Raw genomic sequence first — 25,571 nt, 5'->3', positions numbered from 1 at the left:
GTCAGTTCTCCTTGGTGGCGAGCAGGCCGAGGGCGCCGTCGACGGCTTTCGCGAACACTTCCGGGGAGCCGGCGGCGCGGGCGAGGATGTAGCCGCCCTGCAGCACCGCGACCAGCGCGGTCGCCGTGGCGAGCGGATCGAGTCCGGCGTCGAGTTCACCGGCCGTGCGGCCCTCGTCGAGCAACTCGGCGAGGCGACCGGTGAGCCAGCCGAAGAACTCTTCGACCGGCTTGCGCAGATCCGCGTCGGCCATCACGTCGGGATCCTGGGCGAGCCTGCCGACCGGGCAACCCTTGAGCACGGCGCGTTCGCGGCGCAGGTAGACGGTGACACGCTCGACGACCGAGCCGGGCGCGGAGAACTCGGCCTCCGCCCTGGCACGCAGATCGTCGGCGCTGCGGACGATCGCGGCGAGCGCGAGTTCGGACTTGCCCTGGAAGTGGTGGTACATGCTGCCCTGGCCGGCGCCGGAGCGTTCCTGGATCGCCTTCGGGCTGGTGCCGACGTAGCCGCGCTCCCACAGGAGCTCACGAGTGCTCTCGATGAGCCTTTCCCTCTTGTCCACGAGCAGACCGTACATACTAGTAGGTACAGTGAGCAAGCCGGAGGCGGGAGAGCAAGGGACCTTTGCTACCACTTTCGCACTTATCCGCAGGTCAGCACCCACATTCCGCAGTCAGCAGACTAACTGCGCCCCACGAGAGACCCGCCGGTCCGTGAAGGCCTCCTTCCCTACCCTCAAAGTAGGGAAGGAGGCCTTCACGGACCGCCAGATCACCACATGCACCCCAGTGACCCCAAGCCTCACACCCAAAGCGCGCGAAGGCCCCTTCCCTCGGCTGAGCCGAGGAAACTCGACCTTTACACCCAAGTCCAAGCCGCAACCAGTCGACTGAACGCGCCACACCCTCAGGACCGCGAGTCCTGCCCGAACCGTTCCCACTCCCGGTCCCAGGCCGCCCACCGCGCCCGGTTCAGCAGGTGCCGAGCGACCAGATACCCCGCGGCAAGCAGCGCCACCACGGCCAGCCACACCCCCACCCCGACGCCGATCCCCGTACTGGTCGCGTCCATCGGCAGCACCGGCGGCTCGACCACGGCGCCGGCCTCGTCGAGCCACACCGTCACCGCGTCCCCCGCCGAAGCGCCGAGGTCGGCGGCGACCGGCGCCTCCTGGAAGCCCCCATCCGGCAACGCCCACCGCGCCGCCACCGAAGCCGTCTCCGCGGAAGGCGTCCCGTCGACGCCGATACGCGCCGGCGGCGCGTCCTCGAGCAGGAAAGCGGTCGCCGAGTGACGCGAAGCCGTCTCAAGAGCCGAGCGCGCCGTCATGGTCGCGTAGGTCTCCGAACCGGCCGCCGCGGCCAGCGGTACACCGAGCAGCGCCGCCACGAGGCCGCCGACGAGGATCGCCGCCTCGATCCGGTCGGGGATCCGCGCCAGCGGGTTCCGGCCGAGATGGATCCGGCGCCACAGGAACACGAGCCACACGACGGCCTCCTTCACCGGTCCCCACCGACAAGACTGCGCCGGAAAGAACCGGAGCACCAGGAGGCTTTGGTCCCGTCAGCGGCTCTCACCCAGGACCACGTACGCGGCGGCCGCCCGGTTCATCGCACGACGTGTTCGTACGCGCGCTTCAGGTCCTCGACCCGGCCCGGCGGCGCGACCAGCGGCCCTTTCGCCCAATCGCAGCCGAGTTCGTGCAAGACCTGCAGCTGTCGCGCGGTTTCGACCCCTTCGGCGACCACCACGAGGTCGACGGCGTGCGCCATCGCCATGATCCCGGCGACGATCGGCTCGGCGTCGCTCGACCTGCCGAGATCGGCCACGAACGACCGGTCGATCTCGATCACGTTCAGATCGAGCCGGCACAGCTGGGCGAGCGAGGAATACCCGGCGCCGAACCGTTCCGCGGTCACCCGCACCCCGGTCTTCCGCAGCGCGTCGACCGCGTCGGCCGCGTCCTTCAGCGCCGTCTCGTCGACGTCGAGGCTCAGGTCCCGCGGCCCCAGCCCCGCTGCTTCCAGGGTTGTCTGGACCACTTGCAGCAAGGTGGGATCGCCCAGTTGGCGGACCGAAAGACTCACATTCACATTACAGTGCACACCATGATCGGCACGCCATCGAGAGATCTCGCGGGCGGCCTTGGCGAGGACCTCCGCCCCGATGACCGTCAAAAGATCGCCGTCGTCGGCGATCTCGGCCAATTCCGCCGGATCGATCGGTCCACGCTCCGGGTGAGCCCAACAGGACTTCGCCTTCACCGCGACCATGTCACCGGTCCGCAAATCGACGACGGGCTGATAAACGGTCTCGACCAGGCCTTCGGCGACGGCGTTGCGCAGATCCTGTTCCAGCGCGAAACGGTCTTGGACTCGTTTCCGCATGATCGGCGCATAGAACGCATATCGCCCCGGCCCGAATGTCTTGGCCTGATACATCGCCAAATCGGCGTCTTCCAGCAATTCGTCGGCACTGCGCCGATCACCAGGTTTGGCGATCACTATTCCAATACTCGTATTTATATGCAGTTCGCGGCCGTGCACGGTGAGCGATTCGGCGAGCCGCCGCTGGAGGTGGTCGGCCAGTGCCCGCACCTCGGCGGCTTCGGTATAACCGGTGGTGATGACCAGGAACTCGTCCCCGCCGAGCCGTCCGACCAGGTCCGAAGGTCCGGCGGCGGCGCGCAGCCGGTCGCCGATGATGCGCAGCACCTGGTCGCCGACGGTATGACCGAGCGAATCGTTGATGATCTTGAACTTGTCGAGGTCGATGAACATCACGGTGGTCGTATGCGCCGGATCGGCGTTCGTGCGGCGCAGGTGGTTCAGCGCGAGCGTGCGGTTCGCGAGCCTGGTCAGCGGATCATGGGTGGCCTCGTAGGCCAGCCGTTCGCTGATCGCCCGCCGCTCGGTGATGTCGGCGAAGGACGTCAGCACGGAGGGCACGCTCTGCCCCGGCGCCATCAGCGGACCGGAGGTCAGCGAAAGCCATCGGTGCGCGCCGTCCCGCCGCCGCACCTGCACGACCCGCCCGGTGTCGACCTTCCCGGAACGCCGCACCCGCGCGGACGGCAGATCATCGACGGGTACCGGGATGCCGTGCTCGTCGTACAGCCGCAACGTCCGGCTCTCCAGGCCGACCAGGGAACCCGGCGGCACCCCGGCGATGCGGTGCGCCGCGGAGTTCGCCAGTTCGATCCGGCCGCCGGGGCCGACCAGCAGCACTCCCTCGTCGAGGGTCTCGACGACGGTGGCGAATTCGGCCTCGGCCCGGCGCTGCGCGGTCTCGTCGGCGCACAGCAGCACGTAACCGTCGAACATCTCGGCCGCGGAGACCCGCACCGCCAGCGCCGTGCCGTCGGCGCTGTAATGCGTGGCCTGCACGACACCGCCCGACGCGACGACCTGCCGCGGGCTCATCGGCGCGCCGACGACCTCGGCCACCGGAACCCCGATGACCTGGTCGAGATCATGGCCGTAGACGGCCTCGGCCGCCGGATTCCAGCTCGTCACCAGCCCGTCGGGGGAGGTCGCGATGATCGCATCGCTCGCGTGGCCGACCAGCGCGGCCTGAAACCGCAGACCGGCCTCGGCCGCCTTCTGCGTGGTCAGGTCGCGCATGATCACCTGGTACGCGGGCTTGCCCTCCCATGTCGTGAGCACCGCCTGCGATTCGACGGTGACACGCCTGCCCTGCAGGGTCCGCAGGGTCATCTCCGTCGGCTCGCTGAACGAGCCGGGCGAGACCAGCGAGCCGATCCGCGCCAGCAGCGCGTCCTGCGAGCCGACGTCGACCAGATCGGTGATGTGCATCCCGATGATCTCGGTCGACACCTTCGCGCCCACGAACCGCATCGTGGCCGAGTTCACGAAGACGACTTTGCCCCGCTGATGGACACAGATCCCGTAAGGGCTCGCCTCCACCATCGTGAGATATTGCGTTCCCAATGCGCCGCCATCGGAATTTTGCTCCAAAAGGCGGTACCCCTGACCGAGAAAGGCGAGCGCGGGTTCGCCACGCTGATCCCTCTCGGCGGACAACTCGGTCAGCAGACGGACGAGCGACGCGTGCCGGTCGGGTTTCCCCACCGTGCGGGTCGCGGTGCCGTTCGCTGGCGAGGAATCCTGATCCGAGGGCCGGTGGGTGTCGGGAGTCCCACCGTCGAGATCGTCAGGATCCATCTGATCCAAACCCCCTACTCGACTGATGTAGCTTCCGATTAGATCACTAAATCGACGTAGCCGTCCTCCCCGGACAGCTGATCGGCGCGGCTATTCCACCCCAGCGTTGACTGAATGTAGTTGAAGGGAAACACGTGCGGAGCAAAACAGACATCTGCGGCATCGGCGCCGTAACCGCCTACGGCTGGGGGCGCGAATCGCTGTGGGAAGGCCTGGCGAGCGGCGTCCCCTGTGCCCAATTCGCCGACGGCTTCGGGGAAACCCCGGATCAGCCGGGTTGGGTCGCCCACGTCCCCCAGGGCGGACGGGACAGGGACGGCAGCCTGCACGCGCGCGCCCTGCTCGCCGCGGCGCGGGAAGCGATCGAAGACGCCGGGGCGCGAGGCTGGACGCCAGGGCGCCGGGTCGGCGTCATCTCCGGCGGCGTCCGCGAGGACCTGCGCACCTGGGACCGGCTCACCGAGATGGGCGAGCAGCTCATGTACCGGCGTGAATTCATCGGCATGATGCCCTCGACCCCGATCACCACCCTCATGGCGGAGTTCGGTTTCCACGGCCCTTCCATGGCCACGTCCGCGATGTGCGCGACCGGCAGCGCCGCGGTGCTCACCGCGAAGATGTGGCTGGACGCCGGCATGGCCGACGACGTGGTCGTGGTCACCACGGATCTGTCCGCGACCAGGCCGATGGTGCGCAACTTCGTGCACTGCGGGGTGGCGATCACCGACGTGCCCCCGCTCGAGGCGTGCCGTCCTTTCCAAGAGGGCACAAGGGGTTTCACCTTCTCCGAGGCCGCGGTCGCGGTGGTGCTGACCCAGCGGAAGACCGAGTCGTACGCGACGCTGCGAGGCGGCGCCATGACCCACGAGGCGCACAACGCGATGGCTCTCGACCCCGATCCGACGAACGCGGTCGCGGCGGTGACCGGGGCGCTGGAGAACGCGAACGCCGCGCCGTCCGACGTCCGTTACCTGAACGCGCACGGGACGGGCACGAAACTCTGCCACCGCACGGAATCCCAGATCCTCGAAGCGGTCTTCCCCAAGGAGACCGAGATCTACTCGATCAAACCGCTGACCGGGCACAGCCAGTCGGGCAGCGCGTTGACCGAGATCGCGGCGATCTGCCTCGCGGCGGAGCGGGACCTGGTCCCGGCGCCGAAACCGGTGGCGGCAGGGCATTCGCAGCTGATGGACGGGCCGTCCCGCCCGGAAAGCGGTCTCACCGTCAAGACGTCGATCGGGATGGGCGGTTACGTCGCGGCTGTCGTACTGGAGACCGCCTAGCGAGCAATTCGATAACACACGGTCTCAACGTTGTCACGAACCGTCATTTCCGGTGCTCGGATGGTCAATACTTCCCAGTAGCGACAACGCACCGAGCACGGAGGCGACCATGAGCCCGCGAACGGCGACCGACAACCTCGTCCACAACTACCTGTTCTTGCGGCGTGCCATAGGTTTCCTCGGGATCGGGCTGCCCTTCGTGCTGGTCTTCGGAACAATGGTCGTCGACGGCGGCGGCCTGCTCAACTCGATCAGCGGGTACTACTACTCGGGAATGCGGGACGTCTGGGTCGGTGTCATGTGCGCCATCGGCGTCTTCCTGTTGTCCTATCGGGGTTACGGCCGGGTCGACGACATCGCCGGCAACATCGCGGCCGTGGCCGCCGTCGGGGTGGCGCTCTTCCCCACGACACCGGCGAACGGCGACCGTACGGACGAGATCGTCGGTTTGCTGCACCTCGGCTTCGCCGCGGTCTTCTTCCTCACCTTGGCGTTCTTCTGCATCGTGCTGTTCACCAAGTCGGACAAGGAGATCCCGGGTGCCCGCAAACCCGCACGGAACCAGCTGTACGTCGCGTCCGGCGTGATCATGCTGGTGTGCCTGGCGTTGATCGTGCTGAGCGGGCTGGTCTTCGACGACCTGACGAAGGATCTCTACCCGGCGCTGTGGCTGGAGTCGGTCGCGATCCTCGCGTTCGGTGTCGCGTGGCTCACCAAGGGCGGGACGCTGCTGCCGGACAAGCCGGTGGCAGCGGGGACCCGGGTGACCGCCTGACCTGCGCCGGTGAAGGTAAAGGAACCTTTGCCATCGGCCGGGTCGTTGAGGCCTTATGACCGATCGCATCGCACTCCGCCTCGGCCGCCGCGACCTGCTGGTGGTCGCGGGGATTCCCGGGGCCGGCAAGACCACCCTGCTGTCCCGGGCGGCGACCGGCGCCCTACCGGTGCTCGACTCCGATCAGGTCCGCGCGCGGCTGCGCGAACGGCTGCCGCCCGCGCTGCCGTACCGGTTCTACCGGCCGGTGGTCCACCTGTGGCATCGCGCGCGGGTCGTCCGGTTCGCACTGGCCGACGGGGGACCGCTCATCGTGCACGAGCCCTCGACCCGCGCGACGACCCGCGGGCTGCTGGCCCTGCTCGGCCTGGTGAGCCGCCGCCCGGTCCGGTTGCTGTGGCTCGACGTCACCCCGGAGGACGCCCGCGCGGGCCAAGTCGCGCGCGGGCGCGTCATCCGGCGGCACTCGTTCGCCCGCCACGTCAAGAGGGCCGAGAAGGTGCGCCGTGCCCTACGCGACGGCTGGGTGCCGTCAGGCTGGCACGGCGCGCGGATGGTGACCCGCGAGGTCACCGGGGCGCTGCGCTTCGTCACCGAGGAGGAGCCGGGGAGAGACCACTCGGCGACATCCGGCTCCTTCGCGTCGAGCGGCCCGCGGCACCCGCCGTCCGCGCCGGCTAGCGGTTCCGGCTCGGGGTTCGTCCGCGGGCACGGGACGGTTCGGGTGCGGGTTCATCGGCGTCCAGCGGATGCGTACCGGCATCGTCGTTCGTCCTTTCCACTCCGCGAAGCCCTCTGCACCGGGATACGGACGCGACGAGCGATCGGTTCAGATCCCCACGTAGTTCTCGGCGAAGAAGTCTTGGTGCGCGCGGGAAACCCGCAGGCTTTCCAGCCGCGCGTCCCGCAAAGCTCGCTGGAAGACGGCCTCGTCGTCGTATCCGGCTGGGCCGTGCAGAAGGTTGATCATCCAGAGGGAGAACTCCTGCGCGCGCCAGATCCGCGGCAGGCAATCGGCGGAATAGCGCTCGAGTGCCGCCATGTCGCTCTCGGTGTGGGCCTTGATCAACGCGTGCGCGAGGATCTCGGCCTCCATCAAGGCCAGATTCGCGCCCTTGGCCGCGGCGGGGCTGATCAGGCTCGCCGCGTCCCCCGCGAGGAACAGGTTCCCCCGCTGGATCGTGTCCATCACCCGCGACGCCATGTCCACGATCCGGCGCTCGATGATGGCGCCGCGTTTGAGCTCGCCGTAGCGGTCGGCCCGCATCCGCAGGTGCAGTTCGTCCCAGATCCGGTCGTCTCCCCAGTTCTCCGGATCCTCGCCACGCGATACTTCGAGGTAATAGCGCGTCACCGTCGACGTCCTGGCCATATGCCCGGCGAATCCGCGTTCGTGGATCGCGTAGCCGATCGCGGACATACTCGGCGGCGCCTCGGCGAGGATCGCGAGCCACGAGATGTCGTGGTCACGCCGGAAGACCCGGGCGGGCACGGATCTCAGCGAGATCCCGCGCCTGCCGTCGCAACCGGCGATGTACTTGGCACGCAAGAGAAGATCGTCGGCGATCACCGTCGCGTCCATCCCCGACACCGAGGCGACCTCGGTGTCGAACCTGATCTCCCCGCCGCGGGCGAGGAACTCCGCGATCAGATCGGTGACCAGGAACTGCTGCGGATAGACGGTGTGCACCTCGCCGTTCCCGAGTTCGCCGTACTTGAGCTCGAATTCGGCCTGATCATGACGAAAGGCGCAGGTGTCGTGACTCAGGCCTTTCTCGAGCAGCCCCTCGGCGAGCCCGTTCTCGGTGAGCACACGGACGCTGTTCGCGGCGAGAAACCCCGCCCTGGCCCGGTTTTCGACATGGTCACGGCTACGGCGCTCGAGGATCATGCAGTCGATTCCGGCGGCGCGTAACAGGTTTCCCAGCACGAGCCCCGCCGGACCGGCCCCCACGATCACCACGTCGGCATCGATCTTTCCCACGAAAGCCCCCAGTACCTTCGCCCGCCCCCAGTGCGGTCCAAGGTACACAAAACGCCGTGGCGTCGTGGGCGTTCAGTCCTCCTGGGCGCGCGCCCTCGCCCTGCGTTTCCCTTCGTGCATCGCCACGACGCGGGCGATCGGGATCGTGTGCCCTTGCTCGACGAGGTCGGCGGGCAGTGTCTGCGGCTCCGGCATCGCCTCGGCCCACGGATCTTCGTCCCCCAGGAGACCCGGCGCCGTGTGGACGGTGAAATCGGCGGGGACCACGTTTTCGAGCTCGTCCCAGGCCACCGGGAACGACACCGTCAGCCCCGGCCGCAACCGGGGGCTGTACGCCGCCGCGACCGTGTTCCCGCCCGCCCGGGTCGAATCGAGGAACACCTTCCCTTCGCGGTCTTCCACGATGTACGCGGTCGTCGCGACCGCCGGGTCGACCTGCTCCGCGCGGGCGGCGAGGGCGCGGGTCGCGGCCGCGACGTCTTCGAACCCTTGTCCCGGCGTCAGCGGGACGAAGATGTGCACACCCTTGGAACCACTGGTCTTCACCGCTCCGGCGAGCCCGGAGTCGGCGAGGGCCTGCCGCACCAGCATCGCGGCCTTCACGACGTGGGCGAAATCGTCTCCGGCGGGCGGGTCGAGGTCCAGCACCAGATGGGTCGGACCCGCGTCGGCGTCCACGGTCATCAGGGTCGGGTGGTATTCGACGGCGCGCTGGTTCGCGAACCACAGCAGCGTCCGGCGGTCGTCGCAGAGCGCGTACGACACCTGCCGTTTCGACCTCTCGGCCCACATTCCGTGCCGTTTGACCCAGCCGGGCGTGTATTTGGGCAGGTTCTTCTGCATGAACGGGTCCTGGCCGCGAAGGATGCGGATGACCGAAAGCGGCCTGTTCTCCAGAACCGGGAGAATGCGGCCCGCGACGGCGTCCAGATAATCCACCAGGTCGCGTTTGGTCGCACCCTCGAACAACGGCTGGTCGAGGTTGGTCAGCTTGACGCCGTCACGCTCCTCATCGCTCATGAGGTGAGCGTGGCACAAAAAATCTCGTGAGTGGTAGTGACGGCGTCACTACCACTCACGAGAGTCGGCACCTAGCCGATGTTGGCGTCGATGCAGGCGTAGAAGGCGTTCGCCGTGTCGTAGACGTTCCAGCGGGCGAGGATCTTGTGCCGCCCGCTCTGCTGCAGGTTCACGCTGTGGGTGACCGTGGCACCCGGCTGCGCGCCACCGTCGTTGAAGCTGGCGACCTTGGCGCCGTCGACGAAGTACTCCCAAGTGCTGGTGCGGTGGCGAGCCGTCAGCGTCCACCGGAACGTGGTGGTACGGCCGAGGGAATGCACCTTCCAGCCCTTGCTGTCGTCGTTGAGGTCCGCGAAACGGCCGACACCGCCGTTACAGCTCATGAGACCCTTGGGGCCCTCGACACTTTGCGGCTCCCATTTGATGGAGCCACAGGAAACGGTGTTCTGCGCGCACTGCGCCTGCCTGCTCGCAGGCGAGGAAACGTAACCGTGCGCGTTGGCGGTGCCCGCCGGGATCGCGACCAGAGCCGCCGGCACCATCGCCGCACCTGCCGCCAGGGTCAAAAGCCGTCGTTTGAAGCTCATGCCTACCCCTTTCCCATCTCTACACCCACCGCGGACTCGAGATTCCTGGGTCACAGCGAGCGAAATACCAATGAAGGTCGGGACACATCCGCCGAAGCGCCGAACAGGCGAATGTGGTCTAGACCATAATTGGTTCAGACGACTCGGTCAAGAGTAACCAACCGGGCACTTGGAGTCGTGAAGATCGAACAGGGGGTGTCAAGCCGGACCTTCAGCCCGCACCCAAACAGACGAACGGTCGCCGGAACGGATCAACGGCGATGGTGTCCGCCAAGGCCGTCGCCGGTCCGGCCCCTTCGGCGAGTCCGCGGTGGTAATCGTCCATCGCGGCCGCCGCGGCCTCGTCACCGACTCGGCTCAACGGCGCGATCACCGTCCGCGAACCACTCGCGAGCAACGCGCTGGCGAAACCGAGAACCTCGTCGCCGGGCCGGATCCGGTTCAGCGCCAGTTCGCAGGCCGCGAAGACGACTTGCGCCGGAGGCTGCGCGAGCCCGGCCATCTCGTGCGCGAAGAGCGCGCCGTCGGCCAGTTCCAGCCGGGAGAACAAGGCGTTCTCGGGTTCGTGCGCGCCGTGCGCGGCGATGTGCGCGAGCTTCGCGCCGTCCAGCGCACGCAAGACGGAGGACACGGTCGCGTCGGCCCCGGCCAGCGTATGCGCGGACCGGTAGTGCGTGGCGAGTTTGTCCAGCTCACCCCTGGTCCCGACGAGGCCGGGCCCGCGGACGAGGACGACCTTCCGCGCGCGGGGCATCGCCGAGCGCCCCGCGCCCAGCCACGCCGTCGCCGAGGGAGCCACGACGATCGGCCGTGACCGCAGCGCCGGCAGCACGCCCCAAGGAACGGCGAACAACGGGCCGGTCGGCACGACGACCAGACCGCGGTCCCCGAGCAGCGCTTCGAGCGGCCGGATCAGCTGGCTGTCCAGCCGTTCGGCCTGTTTGCGCGCCGAAGCGAGCACCGACCGGACCAGCGGCGCCGGCAACCGATCCGGCGCGAGGGCGTCGAGATCGACGTTCAGCATCCGCGCGGACTCCGCCGCCCGCTCGGCCGAACCGAGCCGCACCAGTTCGCACCGTCCGCCGACGACCACCATCGCCACCAGGTCGTCCCCCGACGACGCGAAACTCACCAGCGCGCGTTCGCCCAGCTCGCCGGCCACCTCGGCGAGCCGCGCGACCGGCCGCGGCCTGCCCCAGCGGCCCGTATGCCACCCGAGCCGATGCGCCTCGCGCAACCGCTCGGCGTGTTTGGAACGCAACGCCGCCGTCGGATGCCCGTCGTGCTGTGCCTGGTGGATCGCCTGATCGAGCCCCCGGACCTCACCGACCCGCTCGGCGAGCTCCGGATCGGCCGCGACAACAGGTTCGTACCGGTAACTTTGCGCGCGGGTCCGCTCCGTCCAGCCGAACAACCGGGCCGCGTCGGCGCGCTCCAGCACGATCTTGACGGCCAGATCCGCCAGCTCCCTGCCGTGCAGCGCCGTCCCGGACACCAGCTCGATGCCGCCCATCCGATCACGGACGCGGTCGAGTTCGGTGAGCCCGGCCCGGATCTCGGCCAGCGCCCTGCTCTTGTCGCCCTCGGCCACCGCGAGTTCCGCACGGCAAAGCCTGCGCAACATCCGATAATCGACGGAGGTCAGCCGCCCCGGCCGCGGAATCCGTTCGAGCAACTCGGCCGCACGCTTGCGTTTTCCCTTGCGCAGCTCGACCCGGACGGCCAGCATCCGTGCCAGCGCCGCCTGATCGGCGAGCCGCGGCATCGGCATCGCGTTCGCCGCGCGCAGCGCGCGAGATGTCAAGGACGGCGGGATCACGTTGGTGCGCAAGGCTTCCTGCACGTCGGCGCGGAGGCCGACGATGGTCGCGTTGGCGACGCAGGTCTGGCAGCCCCACCGCAGCATCCTGCGGCGTGCGGACGCGGCATACGAACGGGCGAGTTCGAGATCATCGCTCATCAGCGCCGCCGACGCGCGATACAGCTCCACGTCGGCGAGATCGCGGCTGATACTTCGTTGCGTGCGCATCGCCGGCAGTACCTCGTCGAGGTGTCCTCCGGCTTCTTCGGCGAGCCCCGCCGTCAACAGCGCCTGAGCTTGCGCGAGCCGCAGGAGCGGATGCACTTCGATATCCAGTGATCGGTAGATCCGTTCGCTTTCCTCGAACATCTTCAGCGCGGCCGGGACGTCGCCGACGCGCAGCTCGAGCGACCCGAGCGGTCGCCTGGCATCCGCCGCCTGTGAGCGCATCCGATGCCGCTCGGCCAATTCCATGGCCTGCGTAAGGTCGGCCCTGGCCCGGCGGACGTCGCCCAGCCGCGTGTAGGCCAGGCCGCGGGTGACCAGCGTTCCGAGATAAGGATCGAGCAACGGAACCGGATCCGCCGCGGCATCGAGAACCTTCTGCCGAAACCTGAGAGAGGAATCGAAATAGGCGATGCTGTCCTCGTTCCGGCCTGCCGCCATCAGGAGCAAGGCGAAGTTGTGGTCAAGCCTGCCGGAAAGATCCGCTCGCAACAGCGGATCAGAGACGGCGGGGAGCAGCAGCCGGATGTCATCGAGGTCGGCGAGCCCGGCGGAGACCGCCCCGCTGGTCTCGGTGCCGATCGTGGCAATGGTCGAGGCGAGCCTGATGCGAACGGTCAGCCATTCGTCACGGTTCTTCGCCGATACGGGGTGGATGGACTCGAGCACGCTCATCCCCCGGCGGAGCAGCTGAAGTGCTTCACGCTGCTGCGCCGAGCAGCCCGCCTCCACACCCGCCAGGTGCAGTTCACGGGCCTTGCGAATGCCCTCGAGTTCGTCAAGCGTCGTTACAGCCACTGGACTATGACAGCACACTCCGTAGCCGAAGGAAGCCCGCCGCCGGGCAAAGTCCGGCGAGCGGGCGACGTCCTTCAGGCGTCGAAGCTGCTCACGGGGTAGGCGGGGGCGTCTGAGCGCAGCCGCCCGAGCATTCCAGCAGCTTGTCGCGGTAGTGCTCACAGTCCGGACTGTGCTCGTGTTGCGGCAGGCCGGGCTTGGGCTGAGCCGGGTCGACCGGCTCCTCCTCGCCGATGGGGTCCTTGACGTCCGTAGGCGTCGACATTTGACGATCTCCTCCCCTGATGATCTTTCTTTGTCGTACCAGGCAGCCTCGATTACGACGGCCCCCTCTGTTCGCAGGCCCTCTTCCTGCGAACGGGGCAATAGTGCCACAACGGAGCAATGATCGGGAGCGATTACCTACACTGAGTCATCGTCGGCACCCAAAAGGGGGACGCCTGGTTAGCAAGCCTCACGATCTCCGCCGAATGGCCGCGCCACCCCACGCGAAGACGGGAATCGAGATCATTCCACTGCGCCATCCGGCCTAATATCCAAAACTTCTTGCGACACAAGGGTTTCCGGCCGGGATGCCGGGGAACTCACGACCTGTCGGGGGTTGACCGGCGAAATATCCGGAGGAGATAACGATGCCCACGTGGTTGGTCATCATCATCGTCATCGCCGCGATCCTGGTGGTGGGCGCGGCCGCTTGGTTCATCGTCGCGGAGCAGCGCAGGCGGCGATTGCGAGAGACATTCGGTCCCGAATACGACCGGGCGGTCGAGGAACACGAAAACCCGAGGGAAGCCGAACGTGAGCTTTCGTCGCGGGTGAAACGACATTCGGATCTCGACATCCGGCCGCTGCCGGAGACCACAAAGGACCGGTACGCCCAGGAATGGGCGCTGATCCAGGAACAGTTCGTCGACCGTCCGTCCGGCGCCGTCGTCGAGGCGGACCGGGTGCTGGTCTCCTTGATGGCCGAGCGCGGCTACCCGACCGAGGGATACGACCAGCAGCTCGCGGATCTGTCCGTCCGGCACGCGAACGCGTTGCGGCACTACCGCGACGGACACGACACGCTGATGCGCCATCGGGAATCTGAAATGTCCACAGAGGACATGCGCGAAGCGATGAAGCACTACCGCGAAGTGTTCGAAGATCTGTTGACCGATGCCGGCGAAGGAGCGGAAGCCCATGGAAAGCAGGCCCCCGGAAACCGAGGGAACGGAACGCGTCGTGGGGACGACGGATCGGCCCGGCGAGGAACCGACCGCTGACGGACAGGCCTTGAGCACCGAGGACTTGGTGGCCGCCGATTCCGAGCGCACCGAAGAAGACGAAGCGCAGGCATTGTTCGCCCACGCCGATGTCGACAGGTTCCGCGAAAGCTGGCAAGGCATCCAATCGGCCTTTGTGGACGATCCGCGGCGGGCGGTCAAGGAGGCCGACGAACTCGTCGCGGTCGTGATCCAGAACCTGGCCACGACGTTCGCGGACCACAAGAAGGAACTGGAATCCGCGTGGAGCCAGGGCGAACCGGCGACCGAAGACCTCCGGATCGCGCTGCGCCGCTACCGGTCGTTCTTCAACCAGTTGCTGAGCGCGTAGGCGAAAGCCTCGTGAGTGGTAAGGACGGTTAGAACCGTCCTTACCACTCACGAGGCGGATCAGGCACCGGTGGTCGATCCGGGCCGCACGATCATCAGCACCGTCACCACGGCCCAGAGCAGATTGAACATCCCCGTGTACATCGCCACCCGCCCGGCCGTGACCGGTTCCGACGGCGGCTCCGCACCCAGCGCGGCGAGGATCGCGTTCTGCCCCGGCAGGACCAGCAACGCCAGCACACCGGCGGCGGCCGCGGTGAGCACGATCGACACGATCACCCACAAGTCACCGAAGACCCGCATGCTGCCCGCCGTCGCCAGTCCGAAGAACGGCACCGCGATACCGAAGATCGCGTAGACGCGGCAGATCCGGTTGAGCGCGCGAAGCACGGACAGTCCGGAACCCGGCTCGGCGAAGGCCTTGCGCGCCGCGGCGGGGAACATGCTCGCCGCGACGGTGACCGGACCGACCGCGATGACGGCGGCGAGCACATGGAGAATCAAAAGGACTTTCGACACGCCACCCAGCCTATGATCGTCACCCGGGCCTCCGGTACCGGTGTTTTCGACAGATGTCGCAGGATTCCGGCCATCGGGCTACGTCCGGCGACGTACGCGGAGTGCCGCCTGTGAACGGATGTGGCGACGGCCTCACCCGGACACCATTCGTCACCATGAACCTTCCCGTGGACACAGACGAACTCACGAAACGGTACGGCGAGCAACTCGCCGTCGACCGGATGAAGCTGACCGTGCTGCCCGGCGAGATCTACGGCTTCCTCGGCCCGAACGGCGCGGGCAAGACGACGACTTTGCGGATGCTGCTGGGGCTCGTCCGGCCGACTTCCGGCAGCGTCCGGCTGTTCGGCAGGCCGCCCGGCGATCTCGACGGCGTCGGCGCGCTGATCGAATCACCGGGGTTCTACCCGTATCTGTCCGGTTCGGACAATCTCAAGGTGCTGGCCCGGTACAGCGGAACGGATCCCCTCCGCGTCGGCGAGGTGCTCGCGATGGTCGGCCTCGCCGATCGCGGCAAGGACCGGTACTCGACCTACTCCCTCGGCATGAAGCAGCGGCTCGGTGTCGCCGCGGCGCTGCTGAAGGATCCGCGGTTGCTGATCCTCGACGAGCCGACCAACGGGCTCGACCCGGCCGGCATGGCCGACATGCGGGTGCTGATCCGCAGGCTCGGCGCGGAGGGCTGCACCGTGCTGCTGTCGAGCCACCTGCTGGGCGAGGTCCAGCAGATCTGCGACCGGGTCGGCGTCGTCTCGCACGGGCGGCTGGTCGCGGAGAACACGGTGGCCGAGCTGCGCGGCGGCACGGTCCTGCACATCGAGGCCGATGACATCGTGCGCGCCGCGGACCTGGTGCGGCACTGGATCGGTGCGGAGAACGTGCGCGCGAGCGGGACCGGTCTCGACCTGACGGTCGCCCCGGAACGCGCGTCGTGGCTGAACCGCGAACTCGTCACGGAAGGGATCCCGGTCCGCGAACTGCACGTCCGAGAACGGGATCTGGAACAGGTCTTCTTCGAGCTCACCGGAGAGGTGGCGGATCATGTGGGGTAGCTGTACCGCCGAGCTGGCGAAACTCGTCCGGCGTCCGGCGAACTGGTTCATGCTGGGGATCGCGGTCGCGCTCGGCCTGACCTTCACCTACCTGCTGCCGCTCGCGGGCGCGGCGGGTTCGTCGAGCGGGGCGCCCGGGACGGATCGCGGGCTGGTCGCGACTCTTCCGGCGAATCTGGTCGGCAACTCGATCGGCGGGCTGCCGGTGTTCCTCGGGGCGATCCTGCTCGTGCTCGGCGTGCTGGCAGTCGGCACCGAGTACGGCTGGAGCACGTGGAAGACCGTGCTGACACAAGGACCTTCGCGACTGACCGTCTACAGTGGAAAGTTGTTCGCGCTGGCCGTCGCGTCACTGACCGTCGTGCTGACGAGCTTCGCGACCGGCGCGGTCACGAGCGCGCTCATCGCGTCTTCGGAGGGCGAGCCGATGAACTGGCCGTCGTTCGGCTCGCTGCTGACGGGGATCGGTGCCGGCTGGCTGATCGCGATGACCTGGGCGGCACTCGGCGCGGCTCTCGCCATCGCGATGCGCGGGGTGGCGCTGCCGATCGGGCTCGGCCTGGTGTGGCTGCTGGTGGTCCAGAATCTGCTGTTCGGGGTCGCGGCCCCGCTGGTGGACTGGGTCGGCACGCTCCAGCTGGCGCTGCCGGGAGCCAACGCCGGTTCGCTGGCCGCGTCGCTGGGAGCTTCGGGCGCGACGCCGGGGATCGGGGAACTCGTCGATGTCTCCCAGGCGACGCTGATCGTGGCAGGCTATCTGGTGGTCTTCGCCGGTCTGGGTGGCTGGCTGCTGCGGCGCCGGGATGTCCTCTGAAGGTCCGTGAAGGCCTCCTTCCCTACCTTGAGCGTAGGGAAGGAGGCCTTCACGGATCACTGGGCCAGGGCGTCGAGATCCGCGACGACGTCCGCGGGCAGCTCGAGTTTCGCGGCGGCGATGTTCTCGTGCAGGTGCAGCAGCGACGACGTGCCCGGGATCAGCAGGATGTTCGGCGACCGCTGGAGCAGCCACGCGAGCGCGACCTGCATCGGCGTCGCGTCGACCCGGCGGGCGCAGTCGTCGAGGACACCGGACTGGAGCGGCGTGAACCCGCCGAGCGGGAAGTACGGCACGAACGGGATGTTGATGGCCGCGAGGGCGTCGAGGAGCCCGTCGTTGGCGCGGTTCGCGACGTTGTACTCGTTCTGCACGCAGACGACTGGCGCGATGGCACGCGCTTCCTTGACCTGTTCCGCCGAGACGTGGCTCAGTCCGAGGTGCCGGATGAGACCCTGCTGCTGAAGTTCGGCGAGAACCTCGAACGGCTCCGTGATCGAGACCGGGATCGGGAAGACGCCGTGCTCCCCCGCGAGCCGCAGGTTGACGACGTCGAGCACGTCGACGCCGAGGTTGCGCAGGTTGTCGTGGACCGCGGAGGTCAGCTCCTCGCGCGAGAGCGCCGAAGGCCAGCCCTTGTCCGGAGTCCGCTTCGCGCCGACCTTCGTGACGATGTGCAGGCTGTCCGGGTACGGGTGCAGCGCCTCGCGGATCAGTTCGTTGACCGTGTGCGGACCGTAGAAGTCGCTGGTATCGATGTGGGTCACCCCCAGCTCGACAGCCTCGCGGAGGACGGCGATCGCGGTTTCGCGGTCGCTCGGCGGCCCCCAGATGCCGGGGCCGGACAGCCGCATGGCGCCGTAGCCCATCCGGCTCACGGTGAGATCGCCGAGGGTGAGGGTGCCGCCTGGGCTCATGATCGCTCCTTGTGCAAGTGGGTTCGGCTCACCTTATGCAGGCCCGCCCGTCCTGGCGCGTGCGGGAAGGGAGCAAGGGACCTTTGCTACCACTCGGGGCTCTGACCTGCACGAACGAGCAGACCCACCAGCTGGTTCGCCAGCCCTTCGGTCAGCCCGTCGACGAACATCGCGTGGCCGGCGGGCTCTCCGCGTTCGGCCAGGACCGTCGCCACGGCCTCCCCTGGGTTCGCGTAGGGCCACAGCCCCGCGACGAGGATGAAGACGGCCTTCGCGAAGTGCCCGGCGGCTTCGGCGTCCAGCGGGGCATGGGCGCGGACGAGGCCGGCGAGCCGCTCGGTCCGTTCACCCGCCCGGGTCTTGAACGTCCGGGCGGTCTCCACGGAGATGTTGCGTTCGAGCACGGCGGCCATCGTGCTGATCAGCTCGCACAGCAGGCGCTGCCGCGAGATCGACGTCGCGATGACGGCCGCGACACGCTCGTACCCCGGCTTCGCGCCGTCAGGGACGCTTAGCTCGCCTTCGAGTTCGTCGAGCCACGCGACCCAGACCGAGTCGAGGACTTCCAGGAAGACCGCCTCGCGGCTGTCGAAGTAGCGCAGCACGTTCGATTTCGCCAAGCCCACCCGGTCGCTCAGTTCTCGCAGGCTGATCCGGGAGACGGGCCGCTCGGACAGGAGGTCGCGCGCCGCACCGAGGATAGCCGCGCGCCGGGCCTCGACCTGTTCCGGCCGCCGTGCGCGCTGGAAGTCGGGGGCCACGCGCCGCACGGTACCAGACCACCCGGCTGTTATTCGGCGTTCGCGGCCCTCCTGGCCTGCACCCGCTTGTAACTCCAGATCAGCAACGCGAACAGGATGAGCCCGGACAGGATCAGGCTCGACCCGGTGCTCCAGCCCCCGAGCGGCAGCCCCGGCACGAGCCCCCACACGATCCCCGCGGCCAGCAGGCCCAGCCCGGCCAGGACCGAACCCGCGATGCGCAGCGGCGACGAAACACTGTCCTCGGCCGCCTTCATCGCCCTGTCGCGGATCGGATCGACGTACTTCTCCACCACGGGGAACTCCGAGGCCAGCACGAGCAGACCCGCGAGCACGAGCAGCAGGCCCGGCCCGGGCAGCACGAGGAGCGCGATGCCGACCAGCAGGAGAACGCCGCCCGCGATCAGGATCAAGACCTGCTTCACGGGTTTTCCGATGCCCACCGTCTTCTCCTCGCCGTCGTCCCTTTCGTCGATTGTGCCGGTCGCGCCGCGAACGCGCTGGTCCGAATCGTCCGCGACCTGTCTGTATCGGACGAGCCCGTTCGTCGGGGATGGTGAACAGGCTCAGACAGGAGGACCGATGCGCTACATGTTGCTGATCTGCGGAAGCCCGTACCCCGGCGCGGACGACAGTGAAGACCCACTGGACGAAAAGACGCAGGCGTGGGTCGACGAGATGACCGCTCGCGGGGTCCGGCTGTCTGGCAGCAGGCTCCGGTCGGCGGCCACCTCGACCACCGTGCGCCACCGCGACGGCGAACTGCTCGTCTCGGACGGACCGTTCGCGGAGACGAAGGAACAGATCCTCGGCTATGACCTGATCGAGTGCGCCGATCTCGACGAGGCGATCGAGATCGTGTCGAAGCATCCGGTCGCGAAGTTCGCGACCATCGAGATCCGGCCGCTCTGGCCGACCCCCTGAACGCGCCTGTAAGTGGCGTGTCGATGAAGGATTTGGGACGTCGAGTGTCCCAAATCCTTCATGGACACCCCACCTGCCCGCGATTCTCACGTTCACGGACCTCGCCACAAGGTGGTAGCAAAGGTCCCTTGCTCACTCCCCCGCGCGCAGCAGCTGCTCGAACGGCACGAACCCGCTGTCCGGAGCCGCGGCCGTCCCCTCCGACGACAGCCGCGCGGCGAACTCCCGCCCCGCCCGCGAAGCCCGCGTGTCGAGGTCACCCGGAGACGCCCAGTCCGACGAAGCCGCGTACACCGCCGTCGCGACAGGCTCGGCGCGAAGGTAGGCGAAGAGCGGACGCAGCGCGAAGTCGAGCACCAGCGAGTGCCGTTCGGTTCCGCCGGTGGCCCCGATCAGCACCGGTTTCCCGTCGAGCGCCTTCTGGTCCAGCACATCGAAGAACGACTTGAACAGCCCGCTGTACGACGCGGTGAACACGGGCGTCACGGCGATCAAACCGTCTGCGGCGGTCACCTTGTCGATGGCCGCGCGCAGGGCCGGGGAAGGGAATCCGGTCAGCATGTTCTTCGTGACGTCGACGGCCAGGTCGCAGAGTTCGATCACCTCGATCTTCACGTCCGGCAGCACCGCCCGAGTCGACGAAGCGAGCTTGTCCGCGAGCAGCCGCGTCGAGGACGGCTGGCTCAAACCCGCGGTCACGACAGCGATCGTCGTCATACCGTCACCTCCGAACGAAGCGAAGCGTGAGTAGGAGCCTCGGGCACGTGCGCCGGACGAAGCGAGTCGAGTTCCTTGCGCAGCACCGGAATCACGTGCTCGCCCAGCAGGTCGAGCTGTTCCAGCACGGTCTTCAGCGGCAGTCCGGCGTGGTCCATCAGGAACAGCTGACGCTGGTAGTCGCCGAAGTGCTCGCGGAAGGTCAGCGTCTTGTCGATCACCTCTTGCGGGCTCCCGACGGTCAGCGGCGTCTGCTCGGTGAACTCCTCCAGCGACGGGCCGTGCCCGTACACCGGCGCGTTGTCGAAGTACGGCCGGAACTCCCGCACCGCGTCCTGCGACTTCGGCCGCAGGAACACCTGGCCGCCGAGTCCGACGATGGCCTGGTCCGCCTTGCCGTGCCCGTAGTGCTCGTACCGCTCGCGGTAGAGGTTGATCAGCGCCTGGAAGTGCTCCTTCGGCCAGAAGATGTGGTTCGCGAAGAACCCGTCGCCGTAGTAAGCGGCCTGTTCCGCGATCTCCGGGCTGCGGATCGAACCGTGCCACACGAACGGCGGGACACCGTCGAGCGGCCGCGGGGTCGAGGTGAACTCCTGCAGCGGCGTCCGGAACTTGCCGGACCAGCTGACCACGTCCTCGCGCCACAACCGGTGCAGCAGATGGTAGTTCTCAATGGCCAGCGGAATGCCCTGGCGGATGTCCTGTCCGAACCACGGGTACACCGGGCCGGTGTTGCCGCGCCCCATCATCAGGTCGACGCGGCCGTCGGCGAGATGCTGCAGCATCGCGAAGTCCTCGGCGATCTTCACCGGGTCGTTCGTGGTGATCAGCGTGGTCGAGGTGGAGAGGATGATCTTCGACGTCTGCGCGGCGATGTAGCCGAGCATCGTCGTAGGCGAAGAAGGCACGAAGGGCGGGTTGTGGTGCTCGCCGGTCGCGAAGACGTCGAGGCCGACTTCTTCGGCCTTGAGCGCGATCCGCACCATCGCCTTGATCCGCTCGTACTCGCTGGGCGCCTCCCCGGTGGTCGGGTCGGTCGTCACATCGCCCACCGTGAAGATTCCGAACTGCATGACCTGCTCCCTGGGCCGGGGTTACGTTGCTTGAGCGTTCAACCTCACGCGCGCAAGAAGTATTCCAGACCATCGGCGCGAGCTGAAAGGGTGACTTGATCGGCCGGGAAAGTGACCGCCCCCACACTCGAAACCATGTGGCTCACCTCCCTGCTTGTGACAACGTTGACATTCACCCTCACGCCGGCCACCACCACTCCCGAACCCACTGTCGCGGCGGCGATCTGCGCCAAGTACTGCGACAGCCGCGACCCCGCGCTGGCCGCCGGCGAAAGAAGACCCGGCACGGCGACCGTCTGGGGCCGCGGCATCACGCTGCATCTCTCCGACGGCGACGACATGGGCTGGGGCAGCATCGCCAACGGCGACCCCGGCGACGAGGTCTGGCTCGACCGTTCCTTCGACGGCGGCCGCACCTGGGCGGGCGGCAGCCGGATCGGCGACACGAAGATCCCGTCAGGTCAACGCGGCTGGCGGACCCTGATGTTCAACGTCGACGACCCCGCCACCCACCGTTTCGGCGCCCTGCGCGCCTGCGGGAAGGCGAGCAACCGACCGGAAATCGCCTGCACGCCGTGGTTCCGCACCACGGTCGCCGCGAACGACCGCACCGAAGCCGCCGCCACCGCCCTCATGCAGTTCTACGACAACGGCACCGGGCTCTGGCAGACCACGGGCTGGTGGAACTCGGCGAACGCGCTCACCGCGATCCTCGACTACAGCATCAGAAGCGGCTCGCAGAACTACCGCTACGCCATCGCCAACACCTTCGACCGCAACCGTGGCGACAACTTCACGAACGAATACATCGACGACACCGGCTGGTGGGCGCTCGCCTGGATCCGCGCCTACGACCTGACCAAGGACCGCCGCTACCTCGACACCGCCGTCATCGCGGCGGACTACATGTACTCCTACCGCGACGGGACCTGCGGCGGCGGACTCTGGTGGTCGACGGCGAAGACGTACAAGAACGCCGTCACCAACGAGCTGTACGTCAAGGTGGCCGCGTCACTGCACAACCGGCTCCCCGGCGACACGCTCCAGCTCGCGCGGGCACGCGAGGTCTGGGACTGGTTCCGCGCGAGCGGCATGATCAACGGGAGCGGTCTGGTCAACGACGGCCTGAACTCCTCCTGCGCCAACAACGGGCAGGCCGTCTGGAGTTACAACCAGGGCATCGTCCTCGGCGCGCTCGTCGAACTGAACCGCGCGACCGGTGACGCCGCCCTGCTCACCACGGCCCGGCGACTCGCGGACGCCTCCACCACGACGGCGCTGCTTCACTCGAACGGGATCCTGCGAGACCCGTGCGAGTCCGGTGACTGCGGCGCTGACGGACCCTCGTTCAAGGGCGCGTACGCCAGAGGGCTCGGCGAGCTGGACCGGGCGCTGGCCGGCAGGCCGTACCGTGCTTACCTGACGCGACAGGCGAACTCGACCATCGCGAACAACCGCACCTCGCTCGATCAGCACGGCCTGCGCTGGGCCGGGCCGGTCGACAAGATCGACGCCGCCCGTCAGCACAGCGCGCTGGAGGTCCTCACGGCAGCTCTTTGAGCACCGGATCCGGGACGTGCAGCCAGGCGCGGACCTCGGTCTCCTTCTCGTGCACGAGCACCTGCCGGTAGCTCATCGTGTCGAGACCGGGGCCGCCCTGGTCCTGGTGGAACCGGTCGGAGACGAGCACCACCACGGGCGACTCGTCCGGCGCTTCGGCGAGCGCGATCTCGCCGGCGTGGATCGCCACCCGCACGCGGATCCGCAGGCCGGGCTCGGTGACGACGTTGTACCTGGCGAGTTCCGCGGTCAGCCGGGAAACCAGCGGATACACCAGGCGGAACTTCGGGAAATGCGGCGGGACCACGACGATCATGCCGTCGCCGGTGTCGCGTTTCAGGCAGGCGTCCCAGGCGATCCCGCTGGCCTCGAAGGCGTCGGCGAGCAGGCCGAAGAGCATCCGCCGGACCTGGACGAAGATCTCGCTGCTGCGCCCGACCTGGCCGAATCCGGCGATGTCGATCGAGAACAGCCCGCAGTGCATGCCGGACTCGACCCACGCCGTCGGCGGCGGGTGAAGGATCTTCTTCCGCAACAGCGCGAGGTGGACACAGGCCACGGTGACCAAGAGGATCGTGCCGAAGAGCCAGGCGAACGAGAGCATCGCCTCCGACTCGCCTTCCGCCGCAGGCGGATCGCGGCGTGCGCGACCGGTAACAGCGCGAGCATGCCGAACGACCCGACGGCCACCTTCTTCCCCCCGTCACCCTGTGACACCGGGAACGATAACGCCTCATCCAAGCCCGGAGGAAGCCACTTTCCCAGCCGGGACCCGGCCATCGGGACGGCGTGATCCGCCACACCCGGGGCTCGGGAAGACGAAGCTGTCGGAGGGGACGGATATCCTCCAGTACGGTGTCGCGTTGAACACCACCTCCACGAGCTAGTTCGCGAGCCATGACTCCAGGAGAAGTACCCAGTGACTGCTGAGACCCTGTACGGGGCCGACGACCTGACGCATCTCGAGGGTCTGGAAGCGGTCCGCAAGCGCCCCGGCATGTACATCGGCTCCACCGACAGCCGCGGCATCAACCACCTGTTCTCCGAGGTCGTGGACAACTCGACCGACGAGGGCGTGGCGGGTCACGCCACGAAGATCGTGGTCACCCTGCACGCCGACGGCAGCGTCCAGGTCGACGACGACGGCCGCGGCATCCCCACCGGCACGCACGCCAAATCCGGTTTGTCGGGCGTCGAGCTGGTGCTGACGAGGCTGCACGCGGGCGGCAAGTTCGGCGGCTCCGGCTACAAGACCTCCGGTGGCCTCCACGGTGTCGGCGCCTCGGCGGTGAACGCGCTGTCGCACCGCTTCGACGTCACGGTGAAACAGAGCGGCAAGGTCCACCAGATGTCGTTCGCGCACGGCGTCCCCGGCGTGTTCGACGGGCCCGGCCCGAAGGCGAAGTTCACCCGCAAGTCCGGGCTGAACATCACCGGCAAGATGAAGCGCGGCGAACGTTCCGGCACGTCGATCCGGTACTGGTACGACTCGCGTTACTTCGAGAGTGGCGCCGCGCTCGACGTCGAGGGTGTCCGCGCGAAGATGCGCAACACCGCGTTCCTCGTCCCCGGCGTCACGTATGTGCTGCGCACCGCCGTCGACGACTCGATCAGCGAAGAGACCTTCCACTACCCCAACGGCCTCGCCGACATGGTCGACTTCCTCGCCCCGTCCGACGAAAAACCCGTCTGCGGCACGCTGATCATCAACGGCGAGGGCACGTACAAGGAGAACGCGGCCGACGCCAGCGGTGTCATGCAGTCCAATGTGGTGCGTCACGCGGAGATCGAGGTCGCGCTGCGCTGGGGCACCGGCTACGAGCGCACGGTGGAGTGCTTCACCAACACCATCCGCAATGTGCACGGCGGCACGCACCGCCGTGGTTTCGACCGCGCGGTACTGAAAGCCTTGCAGGACGCCATTTCCAAAACCCGCGGGCTGCTCAAGCCCAAGGAGGACATGCCGACCGTCGAAGACGTGCTCGAAGGGATGACGGCGGTCGTCCACGTCCGGCTGCCCGAGCCGCAGTTCACCTCGCAGACCAAGGACGAGCTGTCCACCGCCGGCATCACCCGCGTCATCCAGGGCATCGTCGACAAGCACATCCGGTCCTGGACCGAGGAGCGCAAGACCAAGTCCGAGGCGAAGATCGTGCTGCAGAAGGTGGTCGACGCGGCACGCGTCCGGCTCACCCAGAAGCAGCAGAAGGACGCCGCCCGGCGCAAGACCGCGCTCGAAGGCGCGGCCATGCCGCCGAAGCTGGTCGACTGCCGCACCACCGGCGTCTCCCGCAGCGAGCTGTTCCTCGTCGAGGGTGACAGCGCCCTCGGTTCGGCGCGGATGGCGCGCGTCTCCGAGTATCAGGCGCTGCTTCCCCTGCGCGGCAAGATCCTCAACGTCCAGAAGGCGTCGCTCGGCGACACCTTGAAAAACGCCGAGATCGCCTCGATCGTGCAGGTGCTCGGCGCGGGCAGCGGGCGCACGTTCGACCTGTCGACCATGCGCTACGGCCGGGTGATCCTGATGGCCGACGCGGACGTCGACGGTTCGCATATCCGGACGCTGCTGATCACGCTGTTCGCCAAGTACATGCGGCCGGTCATCGAGGACGGCAGGCTTTACGCCGCGATGCCGCCGCTGCACAAACTGGTCACCAAGGGCCGCAACCCGGAGTCCCACTTCACCTTCACCCAGAAGGAGATGGAGACCAAGTACGCGGCGCTGGAGCGGGCCGGCAAGCAGATCGTCACTCCGGTGCAGCGGTTCAAGGGTCTCGGCGAGATGGACGCCGAGGAACTGTGGGAGACCACGATGAACCCGGCCACCCGCGCGGTCCGCCGCATCACCATCGACGACGCCGAAGCCGCGGAAGACGCGCTCGAATTGTTGATGGGCGAGAAGGTCGAACCGCGCCGCAACTGGCTCGTCGCCTCCTCCGACCGGGTCGACCGCGAAGCCATCGACGCCTGATTTCG

The 25,571-nt window shown here is 67.8% G+C and carries 24 protein-coding genes and 1 pseudogene; 10 read left to right on the top strand and 15 right to left on the bottom strand.

The window, feature by feature from the left end; genetic code table 11:
- Position 1 precedes the first annotated feature (1 nt).
- The 3 genes from AC0685_RS19480 to AC0685_RS19470 form a co-directional block, all read right to left on the bottom strand.
- Complete coding sequence (locus AC0685_RS19480) at positions 2–565, bottom strand: TetR/AcrR family transcriptional regulator (RefSeq protein ID WP_478226805.1); 564 nt, start codon at positions 563–565, stop codon at positions 2–4.
- 344 nt (positions 566–909) lie between these two features.
- Positions 910–1,491, bottom strand: coding sequence for an Rv1733c family protein (locus AC0685_RS19475; protein ID WP_478226804.1), 582 nt, complete (start codon positions 1,489–1,491; stop codon positions 910–912).
- 119 nt (positions 1,492–1,610) lie between these two features.
- Positions 1,611–4,187, bottom strand: a complete 2,577-nt coding sequence (locus tag AC0685_RS19470; RefSeq protein WP_478226803.1) for a sensor domain-containing protein — start codon at positions 4,185–4,187, stop codon at positions 1,611–1,613.
- A gap of 134 nt (positions 4,188–4,321) precedes the next feature.
- Between AC0685_RS19470 and AC0685_RS19465 the strand changes: the two genes are divergently transcribed.
- The 3 genes and pseudogenes from AC0685_RS19465 to AC0685_RS19455 all read left to right on the top strand — a co-directional run bounded on the left by AC0685_RS19465 (position 4,322) and on the right by AC0685_RS19455 (position 6,929).
- Positions 4,322–5,473, top strand: a complete 1,152-nt coding sequence (locus AC0685_RS19465) for a beta-ketoacyl synthase N-terminal-like domain-containing protein (RefSeq protein ID WP_478226802.1) — start codon at positions 4,322–4,324, stop codon at positions 5,471–5,473.
- A gap of 109 nt (positions 5,474–5,582) precedes the next feature.
- Positions 5,583–6,248 carry a DUF998 domain-containing protein gene (locus AC0685_RS19460; protein ID WP_478226801.1) on the top strand — a complete coding sequence of 222 codons (666 nt, stop codon included), beginning with the start codon at positions 5,583–5,585 and terminating at the stop codon, positions 6,246–6,248.
- 55 nt (positions 6,249–6,303) lie between these two features.
- Positions 6,304–6,929, top strand: a pseudogene (locus AC0685_RS19455) (AAA family ATPase).
- 148 nt (positions 6,930–7,077) lie between these two features.
- On the opposite strand, the gene AC0685_RS19450 reads toward AC0685_RS19455, so the two are convergent.
- The 5 genes from AC0685_RS19450 to AC0685_RS19430 all read right to left on the bottom strand — a co-directional run bounded on the left by AC0685_RS19450 (position 7,078) and on the right by AC0685_RS19430 (position 12,928).
- Positions 7,078–8,232 carry a 4-hydroxybenzoate 3-monooxygenase gene (locus tag AC0685_RS19450; RefSeq protein WP_478226800.1) on the bottom strand — a complete coding sequence of 385 codons (1,155 nt, stop codon included), beginning with the start codon at positions 8,230–8,232 and terminating at the stop codon, positions 7,078–7,080.
- Positions 8,233–8,304: 72 nt separating this feature from the next.
- On the bottom strand, positions 8,305–9,252 hold the full coding sequence (locus AC0685_RS19445) for a DNA polymerase domain-containing protein (RefSeq protein WP_340684234.1): 948 nt from the start codon (positions 9,250–9,252) through the stop codon (positions 8,305–8,307).
- A gap of 71 nt (positions 9,253–9,323) precedes the next feature.
- Positions 9,324–9,839: a lytic polysaccharide monooxygenase auxiliary activity family 9 protein gene (locus AC0685_RS19440; RefSeq protein ID WP_340684235.1), complete on the bottom strand. Its 516-nt coding sequence runs from the start codon at positions 9,837–9,839 to the stop codon at positions 9,324–9,326.
- Between the two features lie 211 nt (positions 9,840–10,050).
- On the bottom strand, positions 10,051–12,663 hold the full coding sequence (locus AC0685_RS19435) for a CHAT domain-containing protein (RefSeq protein WP_478226799.1): 2,613 nt from the start codon (positions 12,661–12,663) through the stop codon (positions 10,051–10,053).
- 91 nt (positions 12,664–12,754) lie between these two features.
- Positions 12,755–12,928 (bottom strand): hypothetical protein, encoded by a 174-nt coding sequence (locus AC0685_RS19430; protein WP_478226798.1) that lies wholly within the window; start codon positions 12,926–12,928, stop codon positions 12,755–12,757.
- Positions 12,929–13,295: 367 nt separating this feature from the next.
- Here AC0685_RS19430 and AC0685_RS19425 point away from each other — a divergent pair, with 367 nt between their 5' ends.
- Together AC0685_RS19425 and AC0685_RS19420 are read left to right on the top strand one after the other, a co-directional pair.
- Positions 13,296–13,928 carry a hypothetical protein gene (locus tag AC0685_RS19425; RefSeq protein WP_478226797.1) on the top strand — a complete coding sequence of 211 codons (633 nt, stop codon included), beginning with the start codon at positions 13,296–13,298 and terminating at the stop codon, positions 13,926–13,928.
- Positions 13,929–13,938: 10 nt separating this feature from the next.
- Complete coding sequence (locus AC0685_RS19420; protein WP_478226796.1) at positions 13,939–14,259, top strand: hypothetical protein; 321 nt, start codon at positions 13,939–13,941, stop codon at positions 14,257–14,259.
- 59 nt (positions 14,260–14,318) lie between these two features.
- Here the strand turns inward: AC0685_RS19420 and AC0685_RS19415 are convergent, their stop codons facing one another.
- Complete coding sequence (locus AC0685_RS19415; protein WP_478226795.1) at positions 14,319–14,777, bottom strand: hypothetical protein; 459 nt, start codon at positions 14,775–14,777, stop codon at positions 14,319–14,321.
- 155 nt (positions 14,778–14,932) lie between these two features.
- Here AC0685_RS19415 and AC0685_RS19410 point away from each other — a divergent pair, with 155 nt between their 5' ends.
- Both AC0685_RS19410 and AC0685_RS19405 read left to right on the top strand, forming a co-directional pair.
- Positions 14,933–15,829, top strand: coding sequence for an ABC transporter ATP-binding protein (locus AC0685_RS19410; RefSeq protein WP_478226794.1), 897 nt, complete (start codon positions 14,933–14,935; stop codon positions 15,827–15,829).
- A complete protein-coding gene (locus tag AC0685_RS19405; protein WP_478226793.1) occupies positions 15,819–16,643 on the top strand; it encodes an ABC transporter permease in 825 nt (274 codons plus the stop codon). Before AC0685_RS19410 ends, AC0685_RS19405 begins: the two co-directional genes overlap by 11 nt.
- Before the next feature lie 56 nt (positions 16,644–16,699).
- Here AC0685_RS19405 and AC0685_RS19400 read toward each other — a convergent pair whose 3' ends face one another.
- From AC0685_RS19400 to AC0685_RS19390, 3 genes are all read right to left on the bottom strand, one after another.
- Complete coding sequence (locus tag AC0685_RS19400) at positions 16,700–17,560, bottom strand: oxidoreductase (RefSeq protein ID WP_478226792.1); 861 nt, start codon at positions 17,558–17,560, stop codon at positions 16,700–16,702.
- A gap of 86 nt (positions 17,561–17,646) precedes the next feature.
- Complete coding sequence (locus AC0685_RS19395) at positions 17,647–18,321, bottom strand: TetR/AcrR family transcriptional regulator (RefSeq protein ID WP_478226791.1); 675 nt, start codon at positions 18,319–18,321, stop codon at positions 17,647–17,649.
- A gap of 29 nt (positions 18,322–18,350) precedes the next feature.
- Positions 18,351–18,764, bottom strand: a complete 414-nt coding sequence (locus tag AC0685_RS19390) for a PGPGW domain-containing protein (protein WP_340684245.1) — start codon at positions 18,762–18,764, stop codon at positions 18,351–18,353.
- A gap of 139 nt (positions 18,765–18,903) precedes the next feature.
- On the opposite strand from AC0685_RS19390, the gene AC0685_RS19385 reads away from it, so the two are divergent.
- Positions 18,904–19,245, top strand: a complete 342-nt coding sequence (locus AC0685_RS19385; protein WP_478226790.1) for a YciI family protein — start codon at positions 18,904–18,906, stop codon at positions 19,243–19,245.
- 132 nt (positions 19,246–19,377) lie between these two features.
- On the opposite strand, the gene AC0685_RS19380 is transcribed toward AC0685_RS19385, so the two are convergent.
- Positions 19,378–19,962, bottom strand: a complete 585-nt coding sequence (locus AC0685_RS19380; protein ID WP_478226789.1) for an FMN reductase — start codon at positions 19,960–19,962, stop codon at positions 19,378–19,380.
- On the bottom strand, positions 19,959–21,035 hold the full coding sequence (locus tag AC0685_RS19375) for an LLM class flavin-dependent oxidoreductase (RefSeq protein WP_340684248.1): 1,077 nt from the start codon (positions 21,033–21,035) through the stop codon (positions 19,959–19,961). Before AC0685_RS19375 ends, AC0685_RS19380 begins: the two co-directional genes overlap by 4 nt.
- A gap of 135 nt (positions 21,036–21,170) precedes the next feature.
- On the opposite strand from AC0685_RS19375, the gene AC0685_RS19370 reads away from it, so the two are divergent.
- Positions 21,171–22,595, top strand: a complete 1,425-nt coding sequence (locus AC0685_RS19370; protein ID WP_478226788.1) for a glycoside hydrolase family 76 protein — start codon at positions 21,171–21,173, stop codon at positions 22,593–22,595.
- Here AC0685_RS19370 and AC0685_RS19365 read toward each other — a convergent pair.
- Complete coding sequence (locus AC0685_RS19365; protein ID WP_478226787.1) at positions 22,579–23,199, bottom strand: hypothetical protein; 621 nt, start codon at positions 23,197–23,199, stop codon at positions 22,579–22,581. The genes AC0685_RS19370 and AC0685_RS19365 overlap by 17 nt on opposite strands.
- Before the next feature lie 315 nt (positions 23,200–23,514).
- On the opposite strand from AC0685_RS19365, the gene AC0685_RS19360 reads away from it, so the two are divergent.
- The gene (locus AC0685_RS19360; RefSeq protein ID WP_478226786.1) at positions 23,515–25,566 is read left to right on the top strand and encodes a DNA gyrase/topoisomerase IV subunit B; all 2,052 of its coding nucleotides are present in this window, start codon (positions 23,515–23,517) and stop codon (positions 25,564–25,566) included.
- Positions 25,567–25,571: the final 5 nt, after the last annotated feature.

Source organism: Amycolatopsis sp. NPDC043889 (assembly GCF_056435645.1).
Note: the sequence above shows the minus strand (reverse complement) of the source record. Positions and strands in the feature narration are given on the sequence as shown.